This is a genomic window from Vineibacter terrae, from assembly GCF_008039615.1.
GTDB lineage: Bacteria > Pseudomonadota > Alphaproteobacteria > Reyranellales > Reyranellaceae > Vineibacter > Vineibacter terrae.
Genome location: NZ_VDUZ01000023.1, coordinates 98,312 through 122,843 on the forward strand (window position 1 = coordinate 98,312; position 24,532 = coordinate 122,843).

Sequence of the window (24,532 nt, forward strand, 5' to 3'; positions counted from 1 at the left end):
TCCGAGGAGAGAGACGTCCATGACCACCGGCAGCACGCGCACATTCCCCAAGATCACCGAAGAAGGCCTCGACGCCCTGCGCCGGCGGATCGGCGTCAAGATCGGCCCGACCGCCGAGCCGTGGTGCTACGAGGCGACGCGCGACAACATCCGCCACTACGCGCACGGCATCGGCGATGACAATCCGCTGTGGTGCGTGCCCGAGTACGCCGCCAAGACGAAGCATGGCGGCATCATCGCGCTTCCCAGCTTCCTGTTCAGCACCAGCCGCATCATCTCGGGCTATGTCGGGGGCCTGCCCGGCATCCATGCGATGTGGTCGGGTGCCGACTGGACCTGGCACAAGACCGTCCACCGCAACGACACGATCAACACCGAGGCCTGGCTGAAGGATATCGTCGAGCACCAGACGCGCTTTGCCGGCCGTGCCGTCCAGCAGACCTATCACGTCGATTTCTACAACCAGCAGGGTGACCTGGTCGCCGCCGCCGACAGCTGGTGCTTCCGCACGGAACGCGACCATGCCCGCGAGCAGGGCACCAAGTACGACGAGGTGAAAGCGCGCCCGCCCCGGCGCTACACGGAGCAGGAGCTGCGCGACGCCTACCGCCTCTATGCCGAGGAGGCCGTCCGCGGCGCCGTGCCGCGCTACTGGGAGGATGTCACCGAGGGCGAGGCGCTGCCGGTGATGCTGAAAGGGCCGATGACGGTGACCGGCTTCATCGCCTACGCCCAGGGCTGGGGCGGCCTCTACATCCGCGCCAACAAGCTGGCATGGCGGCTGATCGATGCCCATCCCGGCACCGGCATCCCCAACCGCTTCGGCATCCCCGACTGCCCCGAGCGCGTGCACTGGGAAGAGGAGTTCGCGCGCGAGGTGGGTGCGCCGGGCGCCTATGACTACGGCCCGGAGCGCAGCTCGTGGCTGACGCACCACCTCACCAACTGGATGGGCGATGACGGCTTCGTGCGCAGCGCCTCCTGCAAGATCCGCCGCCACAACCCGGCCGGCGACATGCTGTTCATCACGGGCAAGGTGACGCGCAAATACATCGAGGACGGCCGTCACCTCGTGGCGATCGAGCAGGAGGCGCGCAACCAGGACAACGAGCTGTCGGTGCTGGGCAGCGGTGTCGTCGAGCTGCCGGCACGGGGTTGATGCCCGTCTCCCGCGCGAAGTAATGGATCTTACGGTGGTTGGTGCCAACTACCGGCGCTTCTGATGACAGCCGACCGGGTCAGGCGGCAAGCGCCAGCGGCTCGGCCTGGTAGAGGCGCACGGGATCATCCAGGCCATCGAACGACATCGCACCGAGATCCCGGAACCGCAGGCCGGATCCGGCGACGAGATCCTTGACGGTGTTGGATGTCAGGATCTGGTTGGCCTCGGCGCGATGGGCGATGCGCGACGCGACATGCACGGCGATGCCGCCGACATCGGCCTCCATCAGCTCGACCTCGCCGGTATGCAGGCCGGCCCGGACGGTGAGGTCGAGCGGCCTCATGCCGCCGACGATGGCCTGGGCGCAACGCACCGCGCGCGCCGGGCCGTCGAACATCGCCAGGAACCCGTCACCCAGCGTCTTCACCTCGCGGCCGCGGAACCGGCGCAGCTGCTGGCGCACGACCTCATGGTGCGCCTCCAGGGTCGCGCGCCAGCCGGTGTCGCCCATCAGCGAGGCTTTCCCCGTCGAATCGACGATGTCGGTGAACAGGACGGTCGACAGCACGCGGTTCGACTCCAGCGGATCGCTGTGCACGTCGAGGAACGCCTTGACCTCGTCCAGCAGCCGGCCCGATTCGCCGACCCAGTAGTGGTGGTCGACGCCCGGCAGCTCGACCAGCTTGGCGCCCGGGATCGTGCGCGCCAGGTACCGTCCCTCCGAGACGTTGATGCGCACATCGCCGGTGCGGTGCAGGATCAAGGTCGGCACCCGGATCGTGGGCAGAATATGGCGGATGTCGATCTCGACATTCATCCGCCGCAGGGCGATCACGGCGGCGGGGCTGGCGGCCAGCCGCTCGAACTTGGCCCACCACGCGCGCATCTCCGGATCGTTGCCGACGCTGGGCGAGAATTGCGGCAGGCTCGCGCCGGTGCCCCAGTTCTGATGGATCGCAGCCTCAAGCGCCGCCCGGGTTTCCGGCGAGACGACAGCCGACGGGGCATGGGCATAGGCGCCGTAGAGGATCAAGGCCGCCACCCGCTCGGGATAGGTGGCGGCGAACACGGCGCACATCGCCCCGCCCTCCGACACGCCGGCCAGGATCGCGCGCTGGGAGCCGGCCGCGTCGAGGACGGCCCGGATATCGTCGATCCGCTCCTCCATGGTCGGCATGCCGACGCTGCGATCCGACAGACCGGTGCCGCGCTTGTCGAACCGGATCAGGCGGGAGAACGATGCCATGGCATGCAACGCACGCGCCTGGAGCGGCTCCTCCCAGGCGTGCTCGACATGCGACACAAAACCGGGCGCGAGCAGCACGTCGACCGGCCCATTGCCCGTGACCTGATAGGCGATATGAACGTCGCCGCTCTTGGCGTAGCGTGTTTCCCCGGACATGATCCTGCTCACCGACAGCGAACGTAGGCTGCGATTGACGGGTGTCTTTATTGGTACGCCAACTATACTCGACCCATCCACTATCCGCGACTGAAAGGTTGGCCGCGACATGGCTTACAGAGTACTGATCGCGCAATTCATGCACGAGACCAATACCTTCAGCAAACTGCCCACGACTTTGGATGACTATCGCCGCACATGGCTGGTCTACGGCAATGAGCTGGGTGAGCGCTTTCGCGGCACCCGCAGCGAGATCGGTGGACTGCTGGACGCAGCCGAGACTTATGGCTGGACCCTGGTGCCGGCGCTGGCCGCCAATGCCACGCCGTCGGGCAGGCTCACGGCCCAGACGTGGCGCACGATCCGGGACGGCATCGTCTCGGCCGTGCGCAATGCCGGCAAGCTCGACGGGATCTGCCTTGCCTGCCACGGCGCCGCGGTGACTGAGACCTCTGACGATCCCGAGGGCGAATTGCTGGAAGCGATCCGCGCCATTGTCGGGCCGGACCTGCCGATCACCATGACACTGGACCTGCACGCCAATGTCACCGAGCGCATGGCACGCCTGGCGAGCGCGTTGATCAGCTACCGCACCTATCCGCATGTCGACCAGCACGAGCGGTCGCAGCAGGCCGCGGCGCTGGTGCAGTCGCTCATGGAAGGCAAGACGCAGGCGCGGTGCCTGGTGCTGCAACCGGCCTGTATGGTCGGGGCCGATCACGGCCGCACCACGCAGCCCGGGCCGATGCGCGACCTGCTGGCCAAGGCCGACGCGTTCGAGCGCGAGCCCGGCATCAACGTCGTCAGCGTCCAGGCAGGGTTCATGCCATCGGACATCCCCAATGTCGGCCCCTCGATCGCCGTCAGCTTCGCACCCGGTGCCGAGGCGCGCGCGCAGGAGATCGCACGCCAGCTTTGCCAGGAGATCTGGGATCGCCGCGACGAGGAAACGGTGCATCTCATGTCGGTCGACGCGGCGGTGGCACGCGCCAAGGCGCACGACGCGACGAGAGGCCCCCTGGTGATCGCCGACGGCACCGATAACCCCGGCGGCGGCGCCTATGGCGATGCCACGCGCATGCTGCAGGCATTGATCGACGCCGACATAAGGGGCGCTGCGGTCGGCACGATCTTCGATCCGGCCGCCGTGCAGGCGGCGATCGCAGCCGGAGTCGGCAGCACGGTCACGGTCGAGCTCGGCGGGCATCATGACCCGGCGTTCGGTGCGCCGCTGCCGGTGACGGCGCTGGTGCGGCTGCTGTCCGACGGCACGTTCATCAACGATGGCCCCATGGGCAAGGGCGTGCAGCGCTCGATGGGCGCCACCGCGGTGCTGCGCATCGGCGGCGTCGATGTGGTGACCATCTCCAATCGCCTGCAGACCACCGACCTGCAGGTTTTTCTCAGCCAGGGCATCGACCCGAAACGCTGCACCGTGCTGGTGGTCAAAAGCATCCAGCATTTCCGCGCTGCCTATGCACCGATCGCGGGCGACATCGTGGTCGTCGATTCGGGTGCCCTCTGCTCCCCCGACCCGGGCCGGTTCGCCTATACCAAGCTGCGTCGTCCCGTGTGGCCGCTCGATGCTGTCACGGTGCCGTTCGCAACCTGACCACCATCCCGGGCGTTATAACGAGACATTGGCGGCAGATTCCCGGCTTCGCTAACGGCCGCCGGCCAAGCTGATCAACGCGTTCATTGTACGACGCACGACCTGACCGGTCGCGCGGCGTGTCCTTTGCTAAGTCCGCCCTGACCTGGCGGTTGTGGCGCCGCCGGTTGGCGTGTTTTCCCATCGCCACGCCAAGGCTGCTCGCGTGCTTCAGCGGATGCGCCCTGCATCTGCGTCCGCTGCCGCCGCCGCACCACAGCGCAGGTGACCGATGCGCGACACATCCACGCCTTCGCGGCTCCCCGTTCTGGCCGTCTCGTTTGCGCTGGCCTGCATGTTCATGGCCAGCACCGCCATCGGCCATGACGACCACGACTGGATTCGCGGTGGTCGGTTCCGCAGCCCGTCAACGGCCGAGTGGTGCTGCGGCCAGGATGATTGCGTGATGGTGCCGGCGGTCGATGTCGAGGCCGCCGCGCCGGGCTGGCTGATCCGCACCACCGGCGAGACGGTGCCCTACCGCGAGACGCTGCCCAGCCAGGACGGCCATTTCTGGCGCTGCCATAGACCGAACGGCTCGCGCCGCTGCTTCTTCGCACCGCCGGGCACCAGCTAGACGACTGCGTACGGCACTCCTGTCATCCCTCGCTGCGCTCGGGATGACAGTGGACTCGGGATGACACTCCTGGGTCGAGCCCCGCCGCCCCAACGTCAGCTTCGTGTCATGTTGCCAATCATGCCCGGAGCAACTCATACTTCGGCCCAAGCGGACGGCATCGGCCGATCCGCACAAGGCTATGCCGGGGAGTGACATGTCGAGCGGTCTCAACTTTCTGCGGTGCCTTGTTCCGGCTGCCGCGCTTTGTGCGGCGCTGGCTTTGGGCACACAAGCGGCGCAGGCCCAGGAGAAGGTGCTGCGTGCGGTCCTGCATGCCGACGTGCGCGTGATCGACCCGATCTGGACGACGCAGACCATCGCCAACATCCACGGCATGCTGGTCTACGACACGCTGTTCGGCAACGACGCCAACATGCAGCCCAAGCCGCAGATGGTCGACAAGTATGACATCAGCGCCGACAAGCTGGTCTATACCTTCACCCTGCGCGCCGGCCTGAAGTTCAGCGACGGCTCCGCCGTCACGACCAAGGACGTGATCGCGTCGCTGAGGCGCTGGGGCGCCAAGGACGGCGTCGGCATCCGCCTGTTCACCTTCGTCGACAAGCTCGAGGCGGTGGACGACAAGGCGTTCCGCCTGACCTTGACGAAGCCGTACGGCATGGTGCTCGAGTCGCTGGGAAAGACCAACAGCTCCGTCGCAGCCATCATGCGCGAGCAGGAGGCCAAGACCGATCCGCAGCAGCAGGTGAAGGAGTCGATCGGTTCGGGGCCGTTCATGTTTGCCAAGGACCAGTGGGTGCCCGGCAGCAAGGCGGTGTATCTCAAGAACCCGCATTACGTGCCGCGACCGGGGAACGAGCCGCCCTCGTCCTTCGCCGGCAGCAAGATCGCCGGTGTCGATCGCATCGAGCTGGTGTGGATCTCCGATTCGCAGACGGCGATGTCGGCGCTGATCAATGGCGAGATCGATTTCTACGAGAATCCCAGCATCGACTTCCTGCCGATCCTGGAGAAGAGCCGCAACGTCAAGCTGATGAAGACCGGCGATCTCGACAGCACGCACGGCATGATCCGGCTCAACCATCTGCATCCGCCGTTCAACAATGTGAAGGCGCGGCAGGCGATGTACTACCTGATCAACCAGGAGGACTTCCTGCGCGCCATCGTCGGGGACCCCGAGTACTACCGGGTCTGCCATGGGCTCATCACCTGCGGCGCGCCGCTGGCCAGCGACGCCGGCAGCCAGTGGTTCAAGGAGTACAATCCCAAGAAGGCGCTGCAGCTCCTGAAGGAGGCTGGCTACAAGGGCGAGCCGATCACCGTGCTGGCGGCCACCGATCACAACACCATCACGCCGGCGACGCAGGTCCTGATCCAGGCCATGCGCGATGCCGGCATCAATCTCGACGTCCAGTCGATGGACTGGGGCTCGGTCGTGTCGCGGCGCGCCAAGAAGGAGCCGCCGGCGCAAGGCGGCTGGCACATCTTCGTCACCACGACGGGCGGTGTCGGCTCGGCCAACCCGGTGCTGCACACCTGGCTGGGGGCGGCATGCGACAAGGGCCTGTTCGGCTGGCCCTGCGATGAGAAAATCGAGGCGCTGCGCAACGAATTCGCGTTCGCCCAGACCGACGACGAGAAGAAGCGCATCGCGCGCGACCTGCAGGCGCGGGCGATGGAGCAGGTCGTCTACATCCCGTTCGGCCAATGGACGACGCCGCTGGCCTACCGCTCGGACCGCCTGCAGGGCATCGTGCCCAACACCGGACTGGTGGTGCTGTGGGGCATCACGAAGAAATGACGGTGTTGCTTGGCCGTCACCTCTCCCGCAAGCGGGAGAGGTCGGCGCGCGGAGCGCGACGGGTGAGGGCTTCGCGCACAATGCCTTCTATGTGGCCCCTCACCCTCCCATGGCCCTTCGGCAGGCTCAGGGCAGGCTGCTACGCGCCATGGGCCCCTCCCTCTCCCGCTTGCGGGAGAGGGATAACATGACCGCGTACATCCTGCGGCGGCTGCTGGCGACGCTGCCGGTGATGGCGGTGGTGGCGGTGTTCGTGTTCTTCCTGCTGCGCATCGCACCGGGCGATCCGGCGGCGATTATCGCCGGCGAGGACGCCACCCGGGAGGCCATCGAGGCGGTGCGCGCCAAGCTGGGGCTCGACCGGCCGATACTGGAGCAGTTCGCCCTGTGGCTGTGGCGGCTGGCGCAGGGCGATCTCGGGGTGTCGATCTTCTCCAACCTGCCGGTGACCCGGCTGATCGGGCAGCGGCTGGAGCCGACCGTGGCGCTGACGCTCTCGACGCTGCTCGTCGCCGTGGCGCTGGCGATCCCGATCGGGGTCGTCGCGGCCTGGCAGGTGCGCAAGCTGGCCGACCGGCTGGTCATGATCTTCGCCGTGCTGGGCTTCGCGGTGCCCGGCTTCCTCGCCGCCTATGTGCTGATCTACATCTTCGCGGTGCAGCTGCAATGGCTGCCGGTCCAGGGCTATCGCCCGATCGCCGAGGGCCTGTGGCCCTTCGTCGAGGGATTGATCCTGCCCTCGGTCGCGCTGGGCGTCACCTACATGGCGCTGATCGCCCGCATCACGCGGGCGTCGATGCTGGAGGTGCTGTCGCAGGACTACATCCGCACCGCCAACTCCAAGGGGCTCGCCACGCGGCGCGTGCTGCTGCTGCATGCGCTGAAGAACGCCGCCGTGCCGATCGTCACCGTGATCGGCATCGGCATCGCGCTGCTGATCTCGGGCGTGGTGATCACCGAGACTGTGTTCAACATCCCCGGCCTGGGCCGCCTCACGGTCGATGCGGTGTTGAAGCGCGACTACCCCATCGTGCAGGGCCTCATCCTGGTGTTTGCCGCGGTCAAGGTGCTGGTGAACCTAGTGATCGACATATCCTACGCCTTCCTCGATCCGCGCATCCGGTACTGAGCCATGGTCGCGATCACCGACGACACCGCTGCCGAACGCGCCGAGCTGCCCGTCATGGCGCGCTGGGCGACCGCGATCCGGCGCAACCCGACGATCGCCGCCGGTGCGGTGCTGCTGGCCGTGCTGGTGTCGCTGGCCATCCTGGCGCCATGGCTGACGGTGGACCCGCTGAAGCAGGCGACCATCAACCGCCTGCGGCCGCCGTCGGAGCGCTTCTGGTTCGGCACCGACCAGTTCGGGCGTGACATCTTCGCCCGCACCCTGCATGGCGCGCGCGTGTCGCTGATCGTCGGACTGACGGTCGCCGCGATCTCCGGCGTGATCGGGCTGGCGCTCGGCATCGTCTGCGGCTACTTCCGCCGCATCGACGGCATCGTCATGCGGATCATGGACGGGATCATGGCGATCCCTTCCATCCTGCTCGCCATCGCGCTGATCACGCTGACACGGCCGGGGCTGGCCGTCGTCATCATCGCCATCGTCATCCCCGAGGTGCCGCGCGTCGTGCGCGTGGTGCGCAGCGTCGTGCTGTCGATCAGGGGGCAGCCCTATATCGACAGCGCCATCGCCGGCGGCACGCGCGGCTTCAAGCTGCTGGCGCGCCATGTGCTGCCCAACACGCTGGCGCCGCTGATCGTGCAGGCGACCTATATCTGCGCCGCCGGCATGCTGATCGAGGCGGCGCTCAGCTTCCTCGGCGCCGGCGTGCCGCCGGAGATCCCGAGCTGGGGCAACATCATCGCCCAGGGCCGCAACTTCTTCCAGATCGCGCCATGGACCATCCTGATCCCCGGCGTCTTCCTGGCCCTCACGGTGCTGGCGGTGAACCTGATGGGCGACGGCCTGCGCGACCGCCTCGATCCGCGCCTGGCGAGGCGGATGTGATGGCAGCGAACCAAGATGGATGTTCTGTTCCGAACGATGTGCATGTGGTGGCCGAAGAAGAGGTTAACCACAGAGGCACAGAGACACAGAGGGAATCACAGAGAAGAACTGCCGCGCGCCTTCGGCGCGCAATTGTTCTTTCCTCTGTGTGGCCTCTGTGTCTCTGTGCCTCTGTGGTTTTCTTCCCCTCATGACCGCCATGAACATTCTCGAGGTGCGCGATCTGGCGACGCATTTCTTCACGCTCGACGGCGTGGTGCGCGCGGTCGACGGGGTGTCGTTCGATCTGGCGCGCGGCGAGACGCTGGGAATCGTCGGCGAATCGGGCTGCGGCAAGTCGGTGACGGCGCTGTCGATCCTGCGGCTGATCCCGCCCGAAACCAGCCGCATCGTGGGCGGTTCAGTGCGCTTCGACGGCCGCGATCTGGCGGCGCTGTCGGAAGCCGAGATGCGCGCCATCCGCGGCCATCGCATCGCGATGATCTTCCAGGAGCCGATGACCAGCCTCAACCCGGTGCTGACCATCGGCACGCAGATCGCCGAGAACGTGGTGCGCCATACCGGCGTGCCGTGGCGCGCCGCGCTGGATCGCGCGCGGGAGATGCTGGACCTGGTGAAGATCGCCGACGCGCGGCGGCGCATCGAGGAATATCCGCACCAGCTCTCCGGCGGCATGCGCCAGCGCGCCATGATCGCGATCGCGCTGTCGTGCAACCCGCAGGTGCTGATCGCCGACGAGCCGACCACGGCGCTGGACGTCACCATCCAGGCGCAGATCCTCGACCTGATGCTGGAGCTGAAGGAGAAGCTGGGCACCGCCATCATCATGATCACGCACGACCTGGGCGTGATCGCCGAAACGGCTGAGCGCGTCGTGGTGATGTATGCCGGCCGCAAGGTCGAGGAGGCGCCGGTCGAGGCGCTGTTCGCGCAGCCGACGCATCCCTACACGCGCGGCCTGATGCACGCCGTGCCGCGCCTGGACGCCGACGCCGAGATCGCCGGCCGCCGGCCGCGCCTGCAGGAGATCCCGGGCATCGTGCCGGCGTTGAACCGGCCGATCGCTGGCTGCGCCTTCGCGCCGCGTTGCGGCTTCGCCACCGAGCGCTGCCGCGCCGAGGCGCCGCCGCTGGTCTCGACGTCGGCCGGTCACGCGGTGGCCTGCTGGGAAACCGCACGCGTGCTGGAGGCGGCATGAGCGATCAGCCCAGCCTCGAGGTGCGCGACCTCGTCAAGCATTTCCCGATCCATGGCGGCTTGCTGCAGCGGCAGACCGGCGCCGTCCAGGCTGTCGACGGCGTGAGCTTCGCGATCCGCCGCGGCGAGACGCTGGGCCTGGTCGGCGAGTCGGGCTGCGGCAAGTCGACGGTCGGCAAGACGGTGCTGAAGCTGCTCGAGCCGACATCCGGCCAGATCCTGATCGGCGGCGCGGACGTCACGCATCTGAGCCCGCGCGCGATGTGGCCGCACCGCCGGCGCATCCAGACGGTGTTCCAGGACCCCTACTCGTCGCTGAACCCGCGGCTCACGGCCGGCACGATCGTCGGCGAGCCGCTGGAGAATTTCGACATCGCCCGCGGCGCCGAGAAGGAAGAACGTGCCGCGGCCCTGTTCCAGCGCGTGGGCTTGCGGCGTGAAGCGATGACGCGCTTCACCCACGAGTTCTCGGGCGGCCAGCGCCAGCGCCTGGGCATCGCCAAGGCGCTGTCGGTCAACCCCGACGTGATCGTGGCCGACGAGCCGGTGTCGGCGCTGGACGTGTCGGTGCAGGCGCAGGTGCTGAACCTGCTGATCGACCTGCAGGACGAATACCGGCTGGCCTACCTGTTCATCAGCCACGACCTGGCGGTGATGCGCCACATCAGCCACCGCATCGCGGTGATGTACCTGGGCCGCATCGTCGAGCTTGCCGACAAGCGCGCCCTGTTCTCGACGCCGCTGCACCCCTATACCGAGGCGCTGCTGGCGGCGGCGCCGATCCCCGATCCGGTGCGCAAGCGCCGCGGCCGCGTCATCCTGAAGGGCGATGTGCCCAGCCCCGCCAGACCGCCCAGCGGCTGCCGCTTCCACACACGCTGCCCCTACGCGCTGCCGGCGTGCCGCCAGGACGACCCGCCGCTGATCGAGGTCGCGCCCGGCCATCACGTCGCCTGCCTGCGCCGTCCGGCCGGCGGCGATCCGGTGCCGCTCTCTTAACCTCTCCCGCGAGCGGGAGAGGTCGACGCGCGCAGCGCGGCGGGTGAGGGCCCAAGGACGAGGCGCCGCGTCTGCAACCCCTCACCCTCCCATTGCGCTACGCGCAATGGGCCCCTCCCTCTCCCGCGCAGCGGGAGAGGGTATATCAGACGCTGGCGCCCGATGTGGCGTGGCCGGACGGGCGCGCATCCAGCACCGGCGGGTGAGTCACGATCGACTTCAGCTCCGGGGTCGGCTTCGTGAGCTTGGCGAGGTCGGGACGGGGCCGGCGCAAGGCGGCGATGGCCTCGAAAGCCTGCTCCATCGCGTGCGCCGCGCCCAAGAGCGCGCGGTCGCCGCGGAAGCGGCCCACCACCTGCAGGCCGAACGGCATGCCGGCATGGTCGGTGCCGCCGGGGATCGCGATCGCCGGGTTGGTGGCCAGGGTGACGAAATAGGTCGGCGCCAGCCAGTGGTAGTAGTTGCGCAGCTTCTCGCCGTTCATCTCCTCGAGATAGAGCCTGGTCCACGGGAACGGCGACACCGGCGTCGTCGGCGCCAGCACCAGGTCATAATCGCGGAACGTCTCCTGGAAGGAGCGGAAGATGCGGGTCTGCTCCAGGTGCGCCCAGGCGAAATCGGCCAAGGTCATCTTGGCGCCGATCTCGTAATTGGCGCGCACGTTGGGTCCGAGCGATGCCGGGTCCTTCTCGTAAGCCTCGCGGTAGCGGGCCAGGAAGCTCACGGCGCGGATCACGTCGAAGCAGCGGTCGGCCTCGCCGAAATCGAAGGCGACGTGATCACAGCGCGCGAAGAGATGCGCCATCGCCTGCACCTTCTCGCGCATGACGGCCCGGATCGGCGCATCGACCGGACACTGGCCGAAATCCTCGGTCCATGCCACGCGCAGGCGACCGAGATCGACCGGCGGCGGCACGGCGAAGGCCGCGCCGCCGGCGTCATAGGACAGCGGATCGCGGTCGTCGGGCGCCGCCTGGGCCGCCAGCAGCAGGCAGGTATCGGCCACCGTGCGCCCCATCGGGCCCAGCACCGAGATCGGCGTCCAGCCCAGCCCACGGCGCTCGACCGAGACGATGCCGGGCGACGGCCGGAAGCCGACGACGCCATTCATCGCCGCCGGGATGCGCAACGAGCCGCCGGTGTCCGAGCCGGTGCAGACCGGCAGCATGTCGCAGGCCAGCGCCACGGCGGAGCCGCCCGACGAGCCACCGGCGTTGAGCAGCGGGTTGAAGGGATTGCCGGTGGCGCCCCAGACACCGTTGCGGCTGTTCGCGCCGGCACCGAACTCCGGCACGTTGGTCTTGCCGACGACGACGGCGCCCGAAGCGCGCACGCGCGCCACCATGGCGTTGTCCTGCGCCGGCACGAAATCGCGGTAGAGCGGCGAGCCATAGGTGGTCAGCAGCCCCTCGGTCTCCTCCAGGTCCTTGATGCCCGTGGGCAGCCCGTGCAGCAGCCCCAGCGCCTCGCCCTGGCGCACGGCCCGCTCCGCCGCCGCCGCTTCCCGGCGGGCGCGATCGTAGCAGGTGGCGGTGACGGCATTGACCGCCGGGTTGATCGCCGCGATGCGGTCGATGCAGGCCTCCAGCAGCTCGACCGGCGAGATCTCCTTGCCGCCGATACGGCGGCGCAGCTCGACGGCCGACAGCGACACGAGCTCTTGGTTGACGGCCATCGGTGCTCCTTCCCTGGCAATCGGCGCACGATAGCGAACCGGCGCCGCCGCGGTCCAGCGCTTGCCGCCGCTGCCGGGGCCTGCCTATGCTGCGGCCTGGGGTGACATCGGGAGGACCGTCATGGTCATCGGGAGAATGCTGCGCGGGCTTGCCGTCGTCGCGGCGCTGGGGCTGGCCGCAGGCGAGGCCGCGGCCCAGAAGTCAGCCGACACGCTGCGCATCCTGTTTCGCGACGCCGTGCCCAACATCGAGCTCTACTTCAATTCGCAACGGACCGGCCTGATCCTGTCGCATCTGGCGTGGGATACGCTGGTGCATCGCGATCCCGTGAGCTTCGAGCTCAAGCCGGCGCTGGCCACGGACTGGAAGCTGATCGAGGACAACAGCCTCGAGTTCACGCTGCGCCAGGGCGTGAAGTTCCACGACGGCAGCACCATGACGGCCGACGACGTGGTCTACACCATCAACTTGGCGGCCGATCCCAACAGCAAGGTGGCGACGCCGTCCAACTATTCGTGGATCGACACGGCTGAGAAGATCGATGACTACAAGGTCCGCGTGAAGCTCAAGCGGCCGACGCCGGCGGCGCTGGAATATGTCGCGCTGGTGCTGCCGATCAATCCCAAGGCCTATCGCGAGAAGGTGGGCGCCGAGGCATTCTCGCGCGCGCCGGTGGGCACCGGCCCCTACAAGATCGTCAAGCTCGATCAGGCCAAGGAAGTGCATTTCGAGCGCTTCGCCGACTACTACAAGGACAGCCCCAAGGGCATGCCCAGGATCGGCAAGCTGCTCGTGCGCTTCGTGCCCGATGCCGCCACCGAGATGACCGAGCTGCTGGCCGGCCGCGCCGACTGGATCTGGAACCTCAATCCCGACCAGTTCGACAGCGTCAACAAGATGCCGACCCTGCAGGCGGTGCGCGCGGAATCGATGCGCATCGGCTATCTGTCGATCGATGCCGCCGGCCGCAGCGGTGCCGGCAATCCGCTCACCAAGCTCAAGGTGCGCCAGGCCATCTGGCACGCCATCGACCGCGAGACGATCGCCAAGCGGCTGGTCACCGGCGGCTCGCGCGTGCCGCCGGCGCCCTGCTATCCGACCCAGTTCGGCTGCGACGGCGATGTCGCCGTGAAGTATGACTACGATCCGGCCAAGGCCAAGGCGCTGCTGGCCGAGGCCGGCTACCCCGACGGCTTCGACACCGAGCTGGTGAGCTACATCCTGCCGCAGTGGACGGCGTCGGTGCAGAGCTACCTGCAAGCCGTCGGCATACGCGCCAAGGTCAGCCAGCTTCAGGTCGCCGCCGCCATCCAGCGTGCCTGGCGCGGCGAGAACCCGCTCTATCTCGGCAGTTGGGGCAGCTACTCGGTGAACGACGTGTCGGCCATCCTGCCCAACATGCTGGGCGGCGGCAATGACGACTACGCGCGTGATCCCGAGATCCACAAGCTGCTGGAGGAAGGCGGCTCGGCCAACGACCCGGCCAAGCGCAAGGCGGCCTATTCGGCCGCGATCAAGCGCGTCACCGAGCAGGCCTACTGGCTGCCGCTGCACACCTACGTCAATACCTACGGCTTCGTGAAGACGCTCGACTTCAAGCCCTTCGCCGACGAGCTGCCGCGGTTCTACCTATACGGGTGGAAGTAAGCCCCGGCACCCGGCATTCCGAGAGTTTGCCACTTTAATCTTCCCCCGGAGGGGGAAGGTGGCGCGAAGCGCCGGAAGGGGGATGTTGCAGTGGATTCGATGCAGCCGATGAACAACGAATCCGTTCGAGCATCCCCCTTCCGCCCCTTCGGGGCACCTTCCCCCTCCGGGGGAAGGACAAGATCACAAGCTCCGGGCGTAGCGAGGGATCTCCTGCGGCAGCGCGCCTTGCCGCAGGAGATCGCTCGCTGCGCTCGGGATGACGGGTCAGGTCAGGTCGGTCATGCCGATGAGCGCAGGCGGCGGGCGGCCACATCCCACAGGCCGATCAGGCCCTTGGGCCACAGCAGCAAGATGGCGGCCAGGACGGCGCCGAGGATGATCTTGTCGCCGTCGCCGCCGATCGAGAAGAAGGTCTGCTGCACGATGATCAGCGCCGTGCCGATCAGCGGCCCCAGCAGCAGCCGTCGGCCGATGATGACGATCGCCGTCAGCATCAGCACCAGGAAGTAGCTCTCGAACATGTCGGGACCGACATAGGCGCGCTGGTAGGCGTACAGCCAGCCGGCCAGCGCCGATATCGGCGCCGAGGTGACGAACACCGCCAGCCGCACCCGGCGCGCATCGACGCCCAGCGCCGTCGCCAGGTCGGGGTTCATCTGGACCATCAGGGCGCTGGTCCCCAGGCGCGAGCGCCGGAAGCGATGGATGAACAGCAGCGTCGCCATCAGCAGCAGCCAGGCGATAGGCCACAGATCCGTGTTGGCCGCGCCTGACACGCCCCAGCCGAAGATCGTCAGGACCAGGGGCGGCACGCCGACGATGCCGTCGGAGCCGCCCAGGAACGACCAGTTGAACGCGACCTCCATGGCGACGACCGCGGCCGCGTACGTGACCAGCGAGAAGACGAACTCGCGCGTGCGCAGGGTGACGAGCCCGAGGACACAGGCCAGCACCACCGCGGCGACGATGGCAGCAGCAGCGGTCGCCCAGCCGTTCCATCCGTAGTTCACCGCCAGCATGGAAGCGGCATAGCCGCCCGTCGCCCAGAAGATGGTGTGACCCAGGCTGACCTCGCCGAGATAGGACAGGATCAGGTCGGCGCCATAGGCCATCACGGCCAGGATCGCGATCGTGGTGCACGCGGCATAGACCACCGGCGCACCGCCCGACACGGCCGGGATGAAATACGCAAGCGCGGCCAGCGCCAGGGCCAGCGGCGCCGACAGGCGCGCCATCATCGTGCCGCGAGCCCCCCTGGCCGCACGACAAGCACCGTGAGCAGGACCAGGAAGGCCGCCGCCGTGGTGTATGCCGGCGACACCAGCGCGCCGAAGAGCGCCGTGAACATGCCCAGGCCGAAGCCGGCCAGCAGGCTGCCGCCGACGCTGCCGATGCCGCCCAGCACCACGACGACGAATGTCAGGATGACTTCGTCAAAGCCCATGCTGGCCAGGATCGGGCTGCGCGGCGCCACGAGGCCGGCGCCCAGCGCCACCGCAGCGCACTCGAAGACGAAGACGCCGATATAGACCTGCGCGGCGTTGATGCCGAAGAGCTGCGCCAGCTTCGGATCCTCGGCCACCGAGCGGACCAGGGCGCCCAGGCGCGTGCGGTTGAGCACCAGCCACAGGACGCCAAAGAGCAGCAGCGTGCCGACCAGCGTGACGACGTCTTGCCACGTGAACCACAGCTCTCCCAGGTGCACGCTGGCCTTCTCGAGCGGGCTGGCGAAGGTCTGCGGATCGCCGCCGAAGATGCGGGCGGCGCTGCCCTGGATGACATAGCCGAAGCCCAGGGTGACGATCATCAGGCTGGTGAGGTTCTGCTGCATCACCAGCCGCTGCATCATGCCCTGCAGCGCGACGCCCAGCAGCCCCAGGGCGAGCACCGACAAGGGGACGGCCACGAAGTAGCTCACGCCCAGCTTCTGCATCGCCGCCCAGGCGAGGAAGGCCGCGAGCATGTAGAGCTGGCCATGGGCGAAGTTCACCAGCCGCGCCGCGCCCAGCAGCACCGTCCAGCCGATCGCCACCAGCGCATAGCCCGATCCCAGGACCAGGCCGTTGATCACCTGCTGGGTGAGGTTCATGCCGTGAGATTCCCGAGATAGGCCTCGAGGATGCGGGGATCGTCCTTCATGTCCGATGCCGCCTCCCTGGCCACAACCTTGCCGCGCTCCAGCAGATAGAGCTCGTCCACCAGCTCGAGCGTCGCGCGCGCATTCTGCTCGACCAGCAGCAGCGAAAGCCCGCGGTCGACCAGCCCGCGCATCGTCGTCAGCAGCTCATGCACCAGGCGCGGCGCCAGGCCGGCCGAGGGCTCGTCGAGCAGCAGCACGGCGGGCGCGGCGCGCAGCGCCCGGCTGACCGCCACCATCTGCCGCTCGCCGCCCGACAGCATGCGGCCTTTGTGGCCGCGGCGCTCCGCCAGGCGCGGGAACAGGGTGAAGATATCGTCCATGGAAAAGGCATGCCGGCCGCGCGTGTCGGCCGGCGGGCGCACCAGCGCCAGGTTCTCCATCACCGTGAGCTCGGCGAAGATGCCCTTGCCTTCCGGCACCAGCACGAGGCCGCGCTCGGCCCGGCGATGCGGCGGCAGCCCGTCCATCTTCTGCCCGGCCAGCCGCACCTCGCCGCGCACCACGGGCGTGCCGCGCGACCAGCCGGCGATGGCGTTGATCAGCGTGCTCTTGCCGGCGCCGTTGGCGCCCACCATGCCGACCATGCGCCCGGCCGGGACAGCCACATCGATGCCGTCGACGGCAACGTTGCCGCCGTAGCGCACGGTGATCCCGATCGCCTCCAGGCTGTCGGTCATGCGGCGCGCCCGAGATAGGCTTCCAGCACCGCCTCGTTGCGCTGGATCTCCGCCGGCGTGCCTTCGGCCAGCTTGCGGCCCTGGTCGATGACGACGATGCGATCGGCGATCGCCATGATGAGATCCATGTGATGCTCGATCACGACCACGCCGACCTGCCGGCGCCGCAGGTCGACCAGCAGGTCGGCCAGGCGCTTCATGTCGCCGCCGCCGGTGCCGGCTGCGGGCTCGTCGATCAGCAGCGCGCGGGCGCCGGCGCCATACGACAGCACGACCGACAGCAGGCGCTGCGTGCCGTAGGCGATGTCGCCCGGCCGCTTGCCGTGATCGTCCGGCGCAATGCCGAAGGAAGTCAGCAGCGCTGCCGCCGCGGCCTGCGCCCGCCGCCGCACCGCGGCCTCCTGCCATGGCAGCAGGATCGATCGCCCCAGCGGCGTGGAATGCTCGTGCAGCATCGCCGCCATGGCGTTCTCCAGCAGCGACAGCTCGCCGAAGAACGCGTTCTGCTGGAAGGTCCGGCGCAGGCCGCGCTGCGCCAGCCGATGGGTCGGCAGGCCGGTGACCCGCTCGCCGTCGAGCCAGACCTCGCCGCTGCGGCTCACGGCGTTGGTGACGGCCGCGAAGCACGAGCTCTTGCCGGCGCCGTTGGGGCCGATGATGCCCAGGATCTCGCCGGCATCGACGTGCCATGACATGTCGCTCAGCGCCGTCAGGGCGCCGTACCGGACCGTCAGGCCTTCGACGCGCAGCAGCGGTGCGGCTGCTCCCGTCACGCTACGTCACGGCCTCGATCTTCGCCGTCTTGCCGTCAACGACCTTGAAGATCGTGTGCTTGTGCTGCGCCTGGCCGTTGGCGGCGAAGCTGAGGTCGCCCAGGATCGTGCCCGGCACCTTGCCGCCGCGGATCGCGCCGGCCACCGTCTTGCGATCGAGGCTCTTGGCCGCCGCGGCGGCGCTGGCCCAGACCTCCAGAGCCGCCGCGCCCAGGGCCGCGCCCTTGTCGGGGGCCTCGTTATGCGCCTTGCGGTACGCTTCGACGAACTCGAGGTTCTCCTTGATCTTGTCGAACGGCGGCAGGTCGGGGAAGTAGATGTCCGCCGACACGATGCCGGTGGTGGCCTCGCCGGCGATGCGGAACACGGTGGGCAGGATCGTGCCCACGGCCGCGACAAACGTGCCCTCGATGCCGGCCTGGCGGTACTGCTGGATCAGCGCCGGCATGCCCGACGATTCGGCGGCGTTGATGGCGACCACGGCGTCGGGCTTGGCCTGCTTGACGTTGGCGAGGCTGACGCGGAAATCCGTCTGCTTGAACGGGAACTGCTCGACGACGACCTTCTCCCAGGGCTTGCCGATCTTCGCCAGCTCGGCCTCGATCACCTGCTGGGCGCCGTTGCCGTAGGCGTCGTTCTGGGTCAGGAAGCCGATCCGCTTGGCGCCGAGCTTGTTGAGCAGGATCTCGGCGCACACGGCGCCGTCCTGACCGTTGGAGCTGTTGATCCGCACCGCCATGGGATTGCCCTGGCCGGACAGGATCGGGTCGGCTTTCGACACGGCGGTGATGTCGAGGATGTCGGCGCGTGCCAGCACGGGCTGCATGGCGAGCGTGACCGGGCTGTTCCAGCCCTCGATCACCACCGCCACCTTCTCGGCCACCATCTCGTTGGCGCGGGTGACGCCGACGGCCGGCGTGCTCTCGTCGTCCTTGGCGATCACCACCAGCTTGCGGCCCAGCACACCGCCCTTGGCGTTCAGCAGCTCGGCTGCCACCTTCACGGCGCCGGCGACCACCTGCCCGTTGGGACCAGCCGGCCCGGAGAGCGGCACGATCACGCCGACCTTGATCGGCTCGTTCTGGGCGATCGCCGGCATCGCCAGCCCGGCCACCCCAGCTGCGGCACCGACAGCGAACCGACGCCGGCCGAAGGATATGCGTGTCATGCGTTCCTCATCAATGAACGTTTATTTTCACGCACCTTGGCCGACGGCTCCCCTCCATGTCAATGCGCTCGCCTATGCAACAACAAGATGGCACTCGACGATGCCGGTCGGCAGCCGCGTCAAGGACGGCGCCACATGCCGGCAGCGGTCGATGGCGACCGGGCAACGCGGATGGAAACGGCAGCCGCCGGGAATGTTGGCGGGATCGGGCAAGGAGTCGCCCAGGCCGACATCCGGAACCCCGAGGCCAGGCTCCGGCGTCAGCACCGACGCCAGCAGCGCGCGCGTGTACGGATGCTGCGGCGCACGGAACAGCGCCTCGGTGCCGGCGCGCTCCACGATGCGGCCGAGATACATCACCGCCACCTCGGTCGCGACATGCTCGACCACGGCGAGGTTGTGGCTGATGAACAGGTAGGTGAGGTTCAGGTCGCGCCGCAGCTCGGCCAGCAGGTTGAGGATCTGCGCCTGCACCGAGACGTCGAGCGCGCTGGTGGGCTCGTCGCAGACGACGATGCGCGGCCGCAGCACCAGCGCCCGCGCGATGGCGACACGCTGGCGCTGGCCGCCGGAAAGCTGTGTCGGCAGGCGGTCGGCCATGTCGCGCGCCAGGCCGACCCGCTCGAGCATGGCTTCGACCTGGCTGGCGATCTCGCGCCGCGACAGGCCGCCCTGGGCCGCCAGCGGCAGGCCGACGATGTCGCGCACGCGCCGGCGCGGGTTGAGCGAGGCGAACGGATCCTGGAACACCGGCTGGATGAGACGGGCGCGGGCGCGCCGGTCCATGTCGGCGACGCGCTGGCCGTCGACCACGATCTCGCCCGCCGTCGGCGGCAGCAGACCCAGGATCAGGCGCGCCAGGGTCGACTTGCCGCACCCCGACTCGCCCACGACGCCCAGCACGCCGCCGGCCGGCACCTCGAACGACACGTCGTCGACGGCCACGATGTTGCGGTCCGGCACCAGCATGCCGCCGCGCACGCGAAACGTACGCCGCACCGAGCGCGCCTCGATCGCCGCGGCGGTCATGGCGACGATCTTCCCTTCCCCCGGAGGGGGAAGGTGCCCGAAGGGCGGAAGGGGGATGTTCGCACAGCTTCGATGATAGACCACAGCATCGGCTCGGTTCGAACATCCCCCTTCCGGCGCTGCGCGCCATCTTCCCCCTCCGGGGGAAGGTATGAGGATGGCACGGGCCTCACGGCGCGGCCTCCGCCTGGACCCAATCGGGCGGCAGGCGGCAAAGGAAATCGTGGCCCTCGCCTGCCGCGTGACGCGGGATCGCGGCGGCGCAGGTCGCATCGGCATGGGCGCAGCGGTCGCGGAAGGCGCAGCCGGCAAAGCCCGGCTCGACGCGCGGCACGACACCCGGGATGGAGCCCAGCGGCTGGTCGCGGCGGACCTTGCCCGGCACGGGCACGCACGCCAGCAGGCCCCTCGTATAGGGATGGCGCGGATTTGCGAAGAGGCTGGCGGTGGGCGCGCTTTCCACCACCTCACCCGCGTACATCACCGAGACATGATGGGCGACGCGTGCCACGACACCCAGATCGTGCGTGATCAGCAGGATGGCGAGCCCAAGATCACGCTGCAGGCCCGCCAGCAGGCGCAGGATCTGCGCCTGCACGGTGACGTCCAGCGCCGTCGTCGGCTCGTCGGCGATCAGCAGCTCGGGATCGCACATCAGCGCCATCGCGATCATCACGCGCTGGCGCAGGCCGCCCGAGAGCTGGTGCGGGAACTGCCCCAGCCGCATGCCGGGCGCCGTGATGCCGACGCGCCCCAGCAGCTCGGCGGCGCGATCCAGCGCCGCGCGGCGCGTCACCTTGCGATGGCGGCGCAGCACCTCGGCCATCTGTGATCCCACCGTGTAGGCGGGATTGAGGCTGGTCATGGGCTCCTGGAAGATCATCGCCATGCGATCGCCGCGCAGCCGCGCCATGGCCGTGTCCGACAGGCCCAGCAGGTCGGCGCCGTCGAACGCCAGCCGATCGGCCGTGCGCCGTCCACGGCGCGCCAGCAGGTTCATCACCGCCAGCGCCGACACCGACTTGCCGCAGCCCGATTCGCCCACCAGGCAATGCGTCTGGCCGCGCGCCACCGCGAGCGACGCGCCGCGCACCGCCTCGATGCGGCCGCCGAACGCCACACGCAAGCCTTCGACCTCGAGCAGCGCGGTCATGGCGATCAACCCTCTCCCGCAGGCGGGAGAGGGAGGGGCCCATTGCGCAGCGCGCAATGGGAGTGTGAGGGATAACAAACGAGGCGCCGAGTCCTCGGCCCCTCACCCGCCGAGCGCTGCGCGCTCGTCGACTTCTCCCGCTTGGGGGAGAGGTGATGAGGGGGCCACGCCGGCATCACGTCTCGGTCTCCGTGCCGAAGAGGTCACGCAGGCCGTCGCCCAGCAGGTTGATGCCGAGCACGAGCACGAACAGGGCCACGCCGGGGATGACGATCACCCACGGGCTGAAGAACATGTACTCCTTGGCTTCGGCGATCATCAGGCCCCATGAGGGCAGCGGCGGCGGCACCCCCAGCCCGAGGAACGACAGCGCCGCCTCGAGCAGGATGGCGAGCGCCATCTCCAGTGTCGCCACGACCACCAGGTGGCTGGCGATGTTGGGCAGCACCTCGCGCAGCAGGATGTGGAAGCGCGAGCAGCCGGCGCACCAGGCGGCCGCCACGAAGTCCAGGTTGCGCACCTGCATGGTGGTGCTGCGGGCCACGACCGCGAAGCGGTCCCACAGCAGCAGCCCCAGGGTCAGCACCACCAGGATCAAGCTGCTGCCCAGCAGCCCGACCACCGCCAGCGCCACCAGCACGACCGGTATGGAGAGCCGGCAGGTGATCGCGAACAGCACCGCGTCGTCGACACGGCCGCCGGCAAAGCCGCCCAGCACGCCGAGCGTGATGCCGATAAGCCCGGATGTCACCACCGTGAGCACGCCGATCATCATCGAGATGCGCGCGCCGTAGATCAGCCGCGAGAGATAATCGCGGCCCAGCCCGTCGGTGCCCAGCAGATGCGCCGGGTCGTGCCCCTCGTCCATCCAGAACGGCGTCGCCAGGCGGTTGTTGAGGTCCTGCGCGAACGGGTCGTGCGGCACCAGCAGCGGCGCGAAGACTGCGCAGAACAGCACGGCGCCGACAATGGCGGCGCCGACCCAGGTCGCGGCCGACCGCCAGCCGCGACGCGGGGCAGGCCCGACGCCGGCCGCGCTCATGCCGAGCGCAGCCGTGGGTCGAGCACGGCGTTCATCAGATCGGCCAGCATGGTCAGCCCGATATAGATCACCGCCAGCACCAGCACGACGGCCTGCACGACGGGGAAGTCGTTCTTGCCGATGCTCTCCCAGGCGAGGAAGCCGACGCCGTGCAAGGCGAAGACCGACTCGATCACGATCGAGCCGCCCAGCATGAACCCGAGCTGCACGGCCGCGATCGCGACCACCGGGATGGCGGCATTGCGCAGCGCGTGCTTGAGCAGGATCGAGGCCCGCGACAGCCCCTTGGCGCGCGCCGTGCGGATATAGTCCGACGCCAGCGCCTGGATCATGCCGCTGCGCGTCAGCCGCGTGAGCGCCGGGATGGCCGAGAAGGCGAGCACGATGCCCGGCATCACGTAGTGCTCCCATGAGCCGGTGCCCGAGATCGGCAGCCAGCCCAGGCGCAGGCCCAGGGTCACCATCAGGATCAGGCCGAGCCAGAAGCTCGGCATCGCCTGGCCGATCAGGGCCACGAGCTGCACCAGCCGGTCGACGGCCGTGTTCTCGCGCACGGCGGCGATGATCCCCAACGGCAAGGACACGACCAGAGCGATCGCCAGTCCGACCAGGCCCAGCGTCACGGTCACCGGCATGCGCTCGGCGATCAGCTCGGACACACGCTGCTTGAAGAAGTAGCTCTGGCCGAAATCGCCCAGCGCGGCGCGGCCCACCCAGTCGAAGAACTGCACCACCAGTGGCCGGTCCAGCCCGTAGGCGCGGCGCACCTGCTCGACATCCTGCTGGGTGGCGTTGGCGCCGGCGATCGAGATCGCAAGGTCGCCCGACAGCCGCGTCAGCATGAAGGCCAGCGTGACGACGGTGGCGGCGACCAGCAGGGCCACAATCAGGCGCCGGACGAGAAATCGCAGCATGCTAGCTGCAGCTTACGGGCCCCGTGTCGCGGCCTGCAAGACCATTGTGCTGCCGCCGGGCTTGCAAGCCCATCGGCGCTCGGGAATATTCAGCCCGCGCGAACGCGCGGTCAATCGTGGGGGAGTTCAAGTCGATGCGTGGGATGACGTTGCTGCTGCTGGCGGCCCTTTCACTGGCCGCGTGCGGCGGCCTGCGGCCGGCCGGCACCCCGCAGGGCGGCGTCGTCACCCCGATCCTCGGCACCGACGAGCAGCAGCTTCTGGCGGCCCAGGGGCATTGCGCCAGGTTCCGGAAGAATGCCCGGATGGCCCAGACGCTCGACACCGGCAGCGTCGTGTTCGACTGCACCTGGTAGCAGCTGCCGCAAAACGTGGACGTCAACGCCGGTCAGGCGCCGGGTGCGTCGCGATCCAGTGCTCGGCGATATCCTTGCGGCGCGTGATCCAGATATCCGGGAACCCGCCAAGATAGTCGAGCAGGCGTTCGAGCGCGCTCGCCCGGGCCGGATGGCCGATGATGCGGGCATGCAACCCGATCGACAGCATCTTGGGCTGGGTCCGCCCCTCGCGATAGAGGACGTCGACGGCATCGCGGATGAACTGGAACCAGTCCTCGGCCTTGCCGAAATTGCCGCGATAGAACATCTGGTCGTTGGTCGACATCGTGTAGGGGATGATCAGGTGCGCCTTGCCGGCGACGGTCGTCCAGTAGGGAAGGTCGTCGGCGTAGGAGTCCGAATCGTAGAGGAAGCCGCCCTCCTCCACCAGCAGCCGCCGGGTGTTGGTGCTGGGGGCATAGCGGCAATACCAACCATAGGGCCGCTGCCCGACCATGTTCTGAAACGACGCGATCGACTGGCGGATCAGGTCCCGCTCCTGCGCCTCCTCCAGGTCGAAATGGTTCATCCAGCGCCAGCCGTGACCGGCCAGGTCCCAGCCCGAATCGCGGATCGCCGCCGCCGCGGCCGGGTTCTGCTCGAGCGCCATGGCGCAGCCATAGACCGTCATCGGCGCCTGGCGCTCGCGCATGATGCGATGCACGCGCCAGAAGCCCGAGCGGCTGCCGTATTCGAACAGCGATTCCGCCCCCAGGTCGCGTCCCTTGATCGTCCGGCCAGCGCCGGCGTCGGTCAGCGTCGTCTCGCTGAAGGCGTCGCCGTTGGCCACCGAGTACTCGGAGCCCTCCTCGTAGTTCAGCACGAAATTGACGGCCAGCCGGGCCCGGTTGGGCCATTTCGGATCCGGCGGCCGGCCGCCGTATCCGACGAGATCGCGTTCGTGTGCCATCACCTGCCTCGAAGAGACGCGCCATGTGCGGTGCAGCGAAGCTTGCCCGCCGTTGGCAAGCCGGGCAAGGCCGCGTCGACCGGGTGCTTCGGCAGGCTCGGAACGTGCTCTCGCAGTTCCGGTCCATTTCGGTTCCTGTTTGCGTCGACAATCGCAGCGGCGATGCCTAACAAGCAGCTCCATGTCGATCGTGATGTGTATCCTCTGCCTCAACGTC

Annotated in this window: 22 protein-coding genes; 10 read left to right on the forward strand and 12 right to left on the reverse strand. The window is 68.5% G+C overall.

The genetic code is table 11. The annotated features are described in order from the left end of the window. Nucleotides 1-19 precede the first annotated feature (19 nt). On the forward strand, nucleotides 20-1,159 hold the full coding sequence (locus tag FHP25_RS20205) for an FAS1-like dehydratase domain-containing protein (protein WP_147848765.1): 1,140 nt from the start codon (nucleotides 20-22) through the stop codon (nucleotides 1,157-1,159). A gap of 79 nt (nucleotides 1,160-1,238) precedes the next feature. On the opposite strand, the gene FHP25_RS20210 is transcribed toward FHP25_RS20205, so the two are convergent. Then, nucleotides 1,239-2,564 (reverse strand): adenylate/guanylate cyclase domain-containing protein, encoded by a 1,326-nt coding sequence (locus FHP25_RS20210; protein WP_147848766.1) that lies wholly within the window; start codon nucleotides 2,562-2,564, stop codon nucleotides 1,239-1,241. A gap of 109 nt (nucleotides 2,565-2,673) precedes the next feature. Here FHP25_RS20210 and FHP25_RS20215 point away from each other — a divergent pair, with 109 nt between their 5' ends. The 7 genes from FHP25_RS20215 (at nucleotide 2,674) to FHP25_RS20245 (ending at nucleotide 10,806) form a co-directional block, all read left to right on the forward strand. Then, nucleotides 2,674-4,176, forward strand: coding sequence for a M81 family metallopeptidase (locus tag FHP25_RS20215; RefSeq protein ID WP_147848767.1), 1,503 nt, complete (start codon nucleotides 2,674-2,676; stop codon nucleotides 4,174-4,176). 271 nt (nucleotides 4,177-4,447) lie between these two features. Further along, nucleotides 4,448-4,792: a hypothetical protein gene (locus FHP25_RS20220; RefSeq protein WP_147848768.1), complete on the forward strand. Its 345-nt coding sequence runs from the start codon at nucleotides 4,448-4,450 to the stop codon at nucleotides 4,790-4,792. A 295-nt stretch (nucleotides 4,793-5,087) separates the two neighbouring features. Beyond that, nucleotides 5,088-6,596: an ABC transporter substrate-binding protein gene (locus tag FHP25_RS20225; protein ID WP_231712407.1), complete on the forward strand. Its 1,509-nt coding sequence runs from the start codon at nucleotides 5,088-5,090 to the stop codon at nucleotides 6,594-6,596. 187 nt (nucleotides 6,597-6,783) lie between these two features. Continuing rightward, nucleotides 6,784-7,725, forward strand: a complete 942-nt coding sequence (locus FHP25_RS20230; protein ID WP_147848770.1) for an ABC transporter permease — start codon at nucleotides 6,784-6,786, stop codon at nucleotides 7,723-7,725. Nucleotides 7,726-7,728: 3 nt separating this feature from the next. Further along, nucleotides 7,729-8,610, forward strand: a complete 882-nt coding sequence (locus FHP25_RS20235) for an ABC transporter permease (protein WP_147848771.1) — start codon at nucleotides 7,729-7,731, stop codon at nucleotides 8,608-8,610. Between the two features lie 199 nt (nucleotides 8,611-8,809). Further along, nucleotides 8,810-9,808, forward strand: a complete 999-nt coding sequence (locus FHP25_RS20240; RefSeq protein WP_147848797.1) for an ABC transporter ATP-binding protein — start codon at nucleotides 8,810-8,812, stop codon at nucleotides 9,806-9,808. Further along, entirely contained in the window at nucleotides 9,805-10,806 is a 1,002-nt protein-coding gene (locus FHP25_RS20245) for an ABC transporter ATP-binding protein (protein ID WP_147848772.1), read from the forward strand. The genes FHP25_RS20240 and FHP25_RS20245 overlap by 4 nt, the downstream gene beginning before the upstream one ends. 145 nt (nucleotides 10,807-10,951) lie before the next feature. Here the strand turns inward: FHP25_RS20245 and FHP25_RS20250 are convergent, their stop codons facing one another. Next, the gene (locus FHP25_RS20250; RefSeq protein ID WP_147848773.1) at nucleotides 10,952-12,481 is read right to left on the reverse strand and encodes an amidase; all 1,530 of its coding nucleotides are present in this window, start codon (nucleotides 12,479-12,481) and stop codon (nucleotides 10,952-10,954) included. A gap of 121 nt (nucleotides 12,482-12,602) precedes the next feature. On the opposite strand from FHP25_RS20250, the gene FHP25_RS20255 reads away from it, so the two are divergent. Beyond that, nucleotides 12,603-14,129 (forward strand): ABC transporter substrate-binding protein, encoded by a 1,527-nt coding sequence (locus tag FHP25_RS20255; protein ID WP_147848774.1) that lies wholly within the window; start codon nucleotides 12,603-12,605, stop codon nucleotides 14,127-14,129. A gap of 281 nt (nucleotides 14,130-14,410) precedes the next feature. Here FHP25_RS20255 and FHP25_RS20260 read toward each other — a convergent pair whose 3' ends face one another. From FHP25_RS20260 to FHP25_RS20300, 9 genes are all read right to left on the reverse strand, one after another. Continuing rightward, the gene (locus tag FHP25_RS20260; protein WP_147848775.1) at nucleotides 14,411-15,370 is read right to left on the reverse strand and encodes a branched-chain amino acid ABC transporter permease; all 960 of its coding nucleotides are present in this window, start codon (nucleotides 15,368-15,370) and stop codon (nucleotides 14,411-14,413) included. Then, nucleotides 15,367-16,221 (reverse strand): branched-chain amino acid ABC transporter permease, encoded by an 855-nt coding sequence (locus FHP25_RS20265; RefSeq protein WP_147848776.1) that lies wholly within the window; start codon nucleotides 16,219-16,221, stop codon nucleotides 15,367-15,369. Before FHP25_RS20265 ends, FHP25_RS20260 begins: the two co-directional genes overlap by 4 nt. Beyond that, nucleotides 16,218-16,949: an ABC transporter ATP-binding protein gene (locus FHP25_RS20270; protein ID WP_147848777.1), complete on the reverse strand. Its 732-nt coding sequence runs from the start codon at nucleotides 16,947-16,949 to the stop codon at nucleotides 16,218-16,220. Before FHP25_RS20270 ends, FHP25_RS20265 begins: the two co-directional genes overlap by 4 nt. Then, nucleotides 16,946-17,722, reverse strand: a complete 777-nt coding sequence (locus FHP25_RS20275; protein WP_218578474.1) for an ABC transporter ATP-binding protein — start codon at nucleotides 17,720-17,722, stop codon at nucleotides 16,946-16,948. The genes FHP25_RS20270 and FHP25_RS20275 overlap by 4 nt, the downstream gene beginning before the upstream one ends. A gap of 1 nt (nucleotide 17,723) precedes the next feature. Then, nucleotides 17,724-18,890 (reverse strand): ABC transporter substrate-binding protein, encoded by a 1,167-nt coding sequence (locus FHP25_RS20280; RefSeq protein ID WP_147848778.1) that lies wholly within the window; start codon nucleotides 18,888-18,890, stop codon nucleotides 17,724-17,726. A 72-nt stretch (nucleotides 18,891-18,962) separates the two neighbouring features. After that, nucleotides 18,963-19,919, reverse strand: coding sequence for an ABC transporter ATP-binding protein (locus FHP25_RS20285; protein WP_147848779.1), 957 nt, complete (start codon nucleotides 19,917-19,919; stop codon nucleotides 18,963-18,965). A gap of 169 nt (nucleotides 19,920-20,088) precedes the next feature. After that, on the reverse strand, nucleotides 20,089-21,072 hold the full coding sequence (locus FHP25_RS20290) for an ABC transporter ATP-binding protein (RefSeq protein WP_147848780.1): 984 nt from the start codon (nucleotides 21,070-21,072) through the stop codon (nucleotides 20,089-20,091). Between the two features lie 175 nt (nucleotides 21,073-21,247). Continuing rightward, the gene (locus tag FHP25_RS20295) at nucleotides 21,248-22,114 is read right to left on the reverse strand and encodes an ABC transporter permease (RefSeq protein WP_147848781.1); all 867 of its coding nucleotides are present in this window, start codon (nucleotides 22,112-22,114) and stop codon (nucleotides 21,248-21,250) included. After that, entirely contained in the window at nucleotides 22,111-23,028 is a 918-nt protein-coding gene (locus tag FHP25_RS20300; RefSeq protein WP_147848782.1) for an ABC transporter permease, read from the reverse strand. Before FHP25_RS20300 ends, FHP25_RS20295 begins: the two co-directional genes overlap by 4 nt. A 143-nt stretch (nucleotides 23,029-23,171) precedes the next feature. Here FHP25_RS20300 and FHP25_RS20305 point away from each other — a divergent pair, with 143 nt between their 5' ends. Beyond that, a complete protein-coding gene (locus FHP25_RS20305) occupies nucleotides 23,172-23,384 on the forward strand; it encodes a hypothetical protein (RefSeq protein ID WP_178133652.1) in 213 nt (70 codons plus the stop codon). A gap of 22 nt (nucleotides 23,385-23,406) precedes the next feature. Here the strand turns inward: FHP25_RS20305 and FHP25_RS20310 are convergent, their stop codons facing one another. Next, nucleotides 23,407-24,315, reverse strand: a complete 909-nt coding sequence (locus FHP25_RS20310; RefSeq protein WP_147848784.1) for a polysaccharide deacetylase family protein — start codon at nucleotides 24,313-24,315, stop codon at nucleotides 23,407-23,409. Nucleotides 24,316-24,532: the final 217 nt, after the last annotated feature.

What these genes read in the sequence shown, in the direction of transcription:
- FHP25_RS20220 (WP_147848768.1), top strand. Translation starts at nt 4,448, where the DNA reads ATGCGCGACACATCCACGCCTTCGCGGCTCCCCGTTCTGGCCGTCTCG.
- FHP25_RS20285 (WP_147848779.1), bottom strand. Translation starts at nt 19,919, where the DNA reads ATGACCGCCGCGGCGATCGAGGCGCGCTCGGTGCGGCGTACGTTTCGC.
- FHP25_RS20280 (WP_147848778.1), bottom strand. Translation starts at nt 18,890, where the DNA reads ATGACACGCATATCCTTCGGCCGGCGTCGGTTCGCTGTCGGTGCCGCA.
- FHP25_RS20290 (WP_147848780.1), bottom strand. Translation starts at nt 21,072, where the DNA reads ATGACCGCGCTGCTCGAGGTCGAAGGCTTGCGTGTGGCGTTCGGCGGC.
- FHP25_RS20300 (WP_147848782.1), bottom strand. Translation starts at nt 23,028, where the DNA reads ATGCTGCGATTTCTCGTCCGGCGCCTGATTGTGGCCCTGCTGGTCGCC.
- FHP25_RS20255 (WP_147848774.1), top strand. Translation starts at nt 12,603, where the DNA reads ATGGTCATCGGGAGAATGCTGCGCGGGCTTGCCGTCGTCGCGGCGCTG.
- FHP25_RS20250 (WP_147848773.1), bottom strand. Translation starts at nt 12,481, where the DNA reads ATGGCCGTCAACCAAGAGCTCGTGTCGCTGTCGGCCGTCGAGCTGCGC.
- FHP25_RS20260 (WP_147848775.1), bottom strand. Translation starts at nt 15,370, where the DNA reads ATGATGGCGCGCCTGTCGGCGCCGCTGGCCCTGGCGCTGGCCGCGCTT.
- FHP25_RS20235 (WP_147848771.1), top strand. Translation starts at nt 7,729, where the DNA reads ATGGTCGCGATCACCGACGACACCGCTGCCGAACGCGCCGAGCTGCCC.
- FHP25_RS20230 (WP_147848770.1), top strand. Translation starts at nt 6,784, where the DNA reads ATGACCGCGTACATCCTGCGGCGGCTGCTGGCGACGCTGCCGGTGATG.
- FHP25_RS20270 (WP_147848777.1), bottom strand. Translation starts at nt 16,949, where the DNA reads ATGACCGACAGCCTGGAGGCGATCGGGATCACCGTGCGCTACGGCGGC.
- FHP25_RS20310 (WP_147848784.1), bottom strand. Translation starts at nt 24,315, where the DNA reads ATGGCACACGAACGCGATCTCGTCGGATACGGCGGCCGGCCGCCGGAT.
- FHP25_RS20245 (WP_147848772.1), top strand. Translation starts at nt 9,805, where the DNA reads ATGAGCGATCAGCCCAGCCTCGAGGTGCGCGACCTCGTCAAGCATTTC.
- FHP25_RS20305 (WP_178133652.1), top strand. Translation starts at nt 23,172, where the DNA reads ATGACGTTGCTGCTGCTGGCGGCCCTTTCACTGGCCGCGTGCGGCGGC.
- FHP25_RS20265 (WP_147848776.1), bottom strand. Translation starts at nt 16,221, where the DNA reads ATGAACCTCACCCAGCAGGTGATCAACGGCCTGGTCCTGGGATCGGGC.
- FHP25_RS20210 (WP_147848766.1), bottom strand. Translation starts at nt 2,564, where the DNA reads ATGTCCGGGGAAACACGCTACGCCAAGAGCGGCGACGTTCATATCGCC.
- FHP25_RS20240 (WP_147848797.1), top strand. Translation starts at nt 8,810, where the DNA reads ATGAACATTCTCGAGGTGCGCGATCTGGCGACGCATTTCTTCACGCTC.
- FHP25_RS20215 (WP_147848767.1), top strand. Translation starts at nt 2,674, where the DNA reads ATGGCTTACAGAGTACTGATCGCGCAATTCATGCACGAGACCAATACC.
- FHP25_RS20295 (WP_147848781.1), bottom strand. Translation starts at nt 22,114, where the DNA reads ATGAGCGCGGCCGGCGTCGGGCCTGCCCCGCGTCGCGGCTGGCGGTCG.
- FHP25_RS20205 (WP_147848765.1), top strand. Translation starts at nt 20, where the DNA reads ATGACCACCGGCAGCACGCGCACATTCCCCAAGATCACCGAAGAAGGC.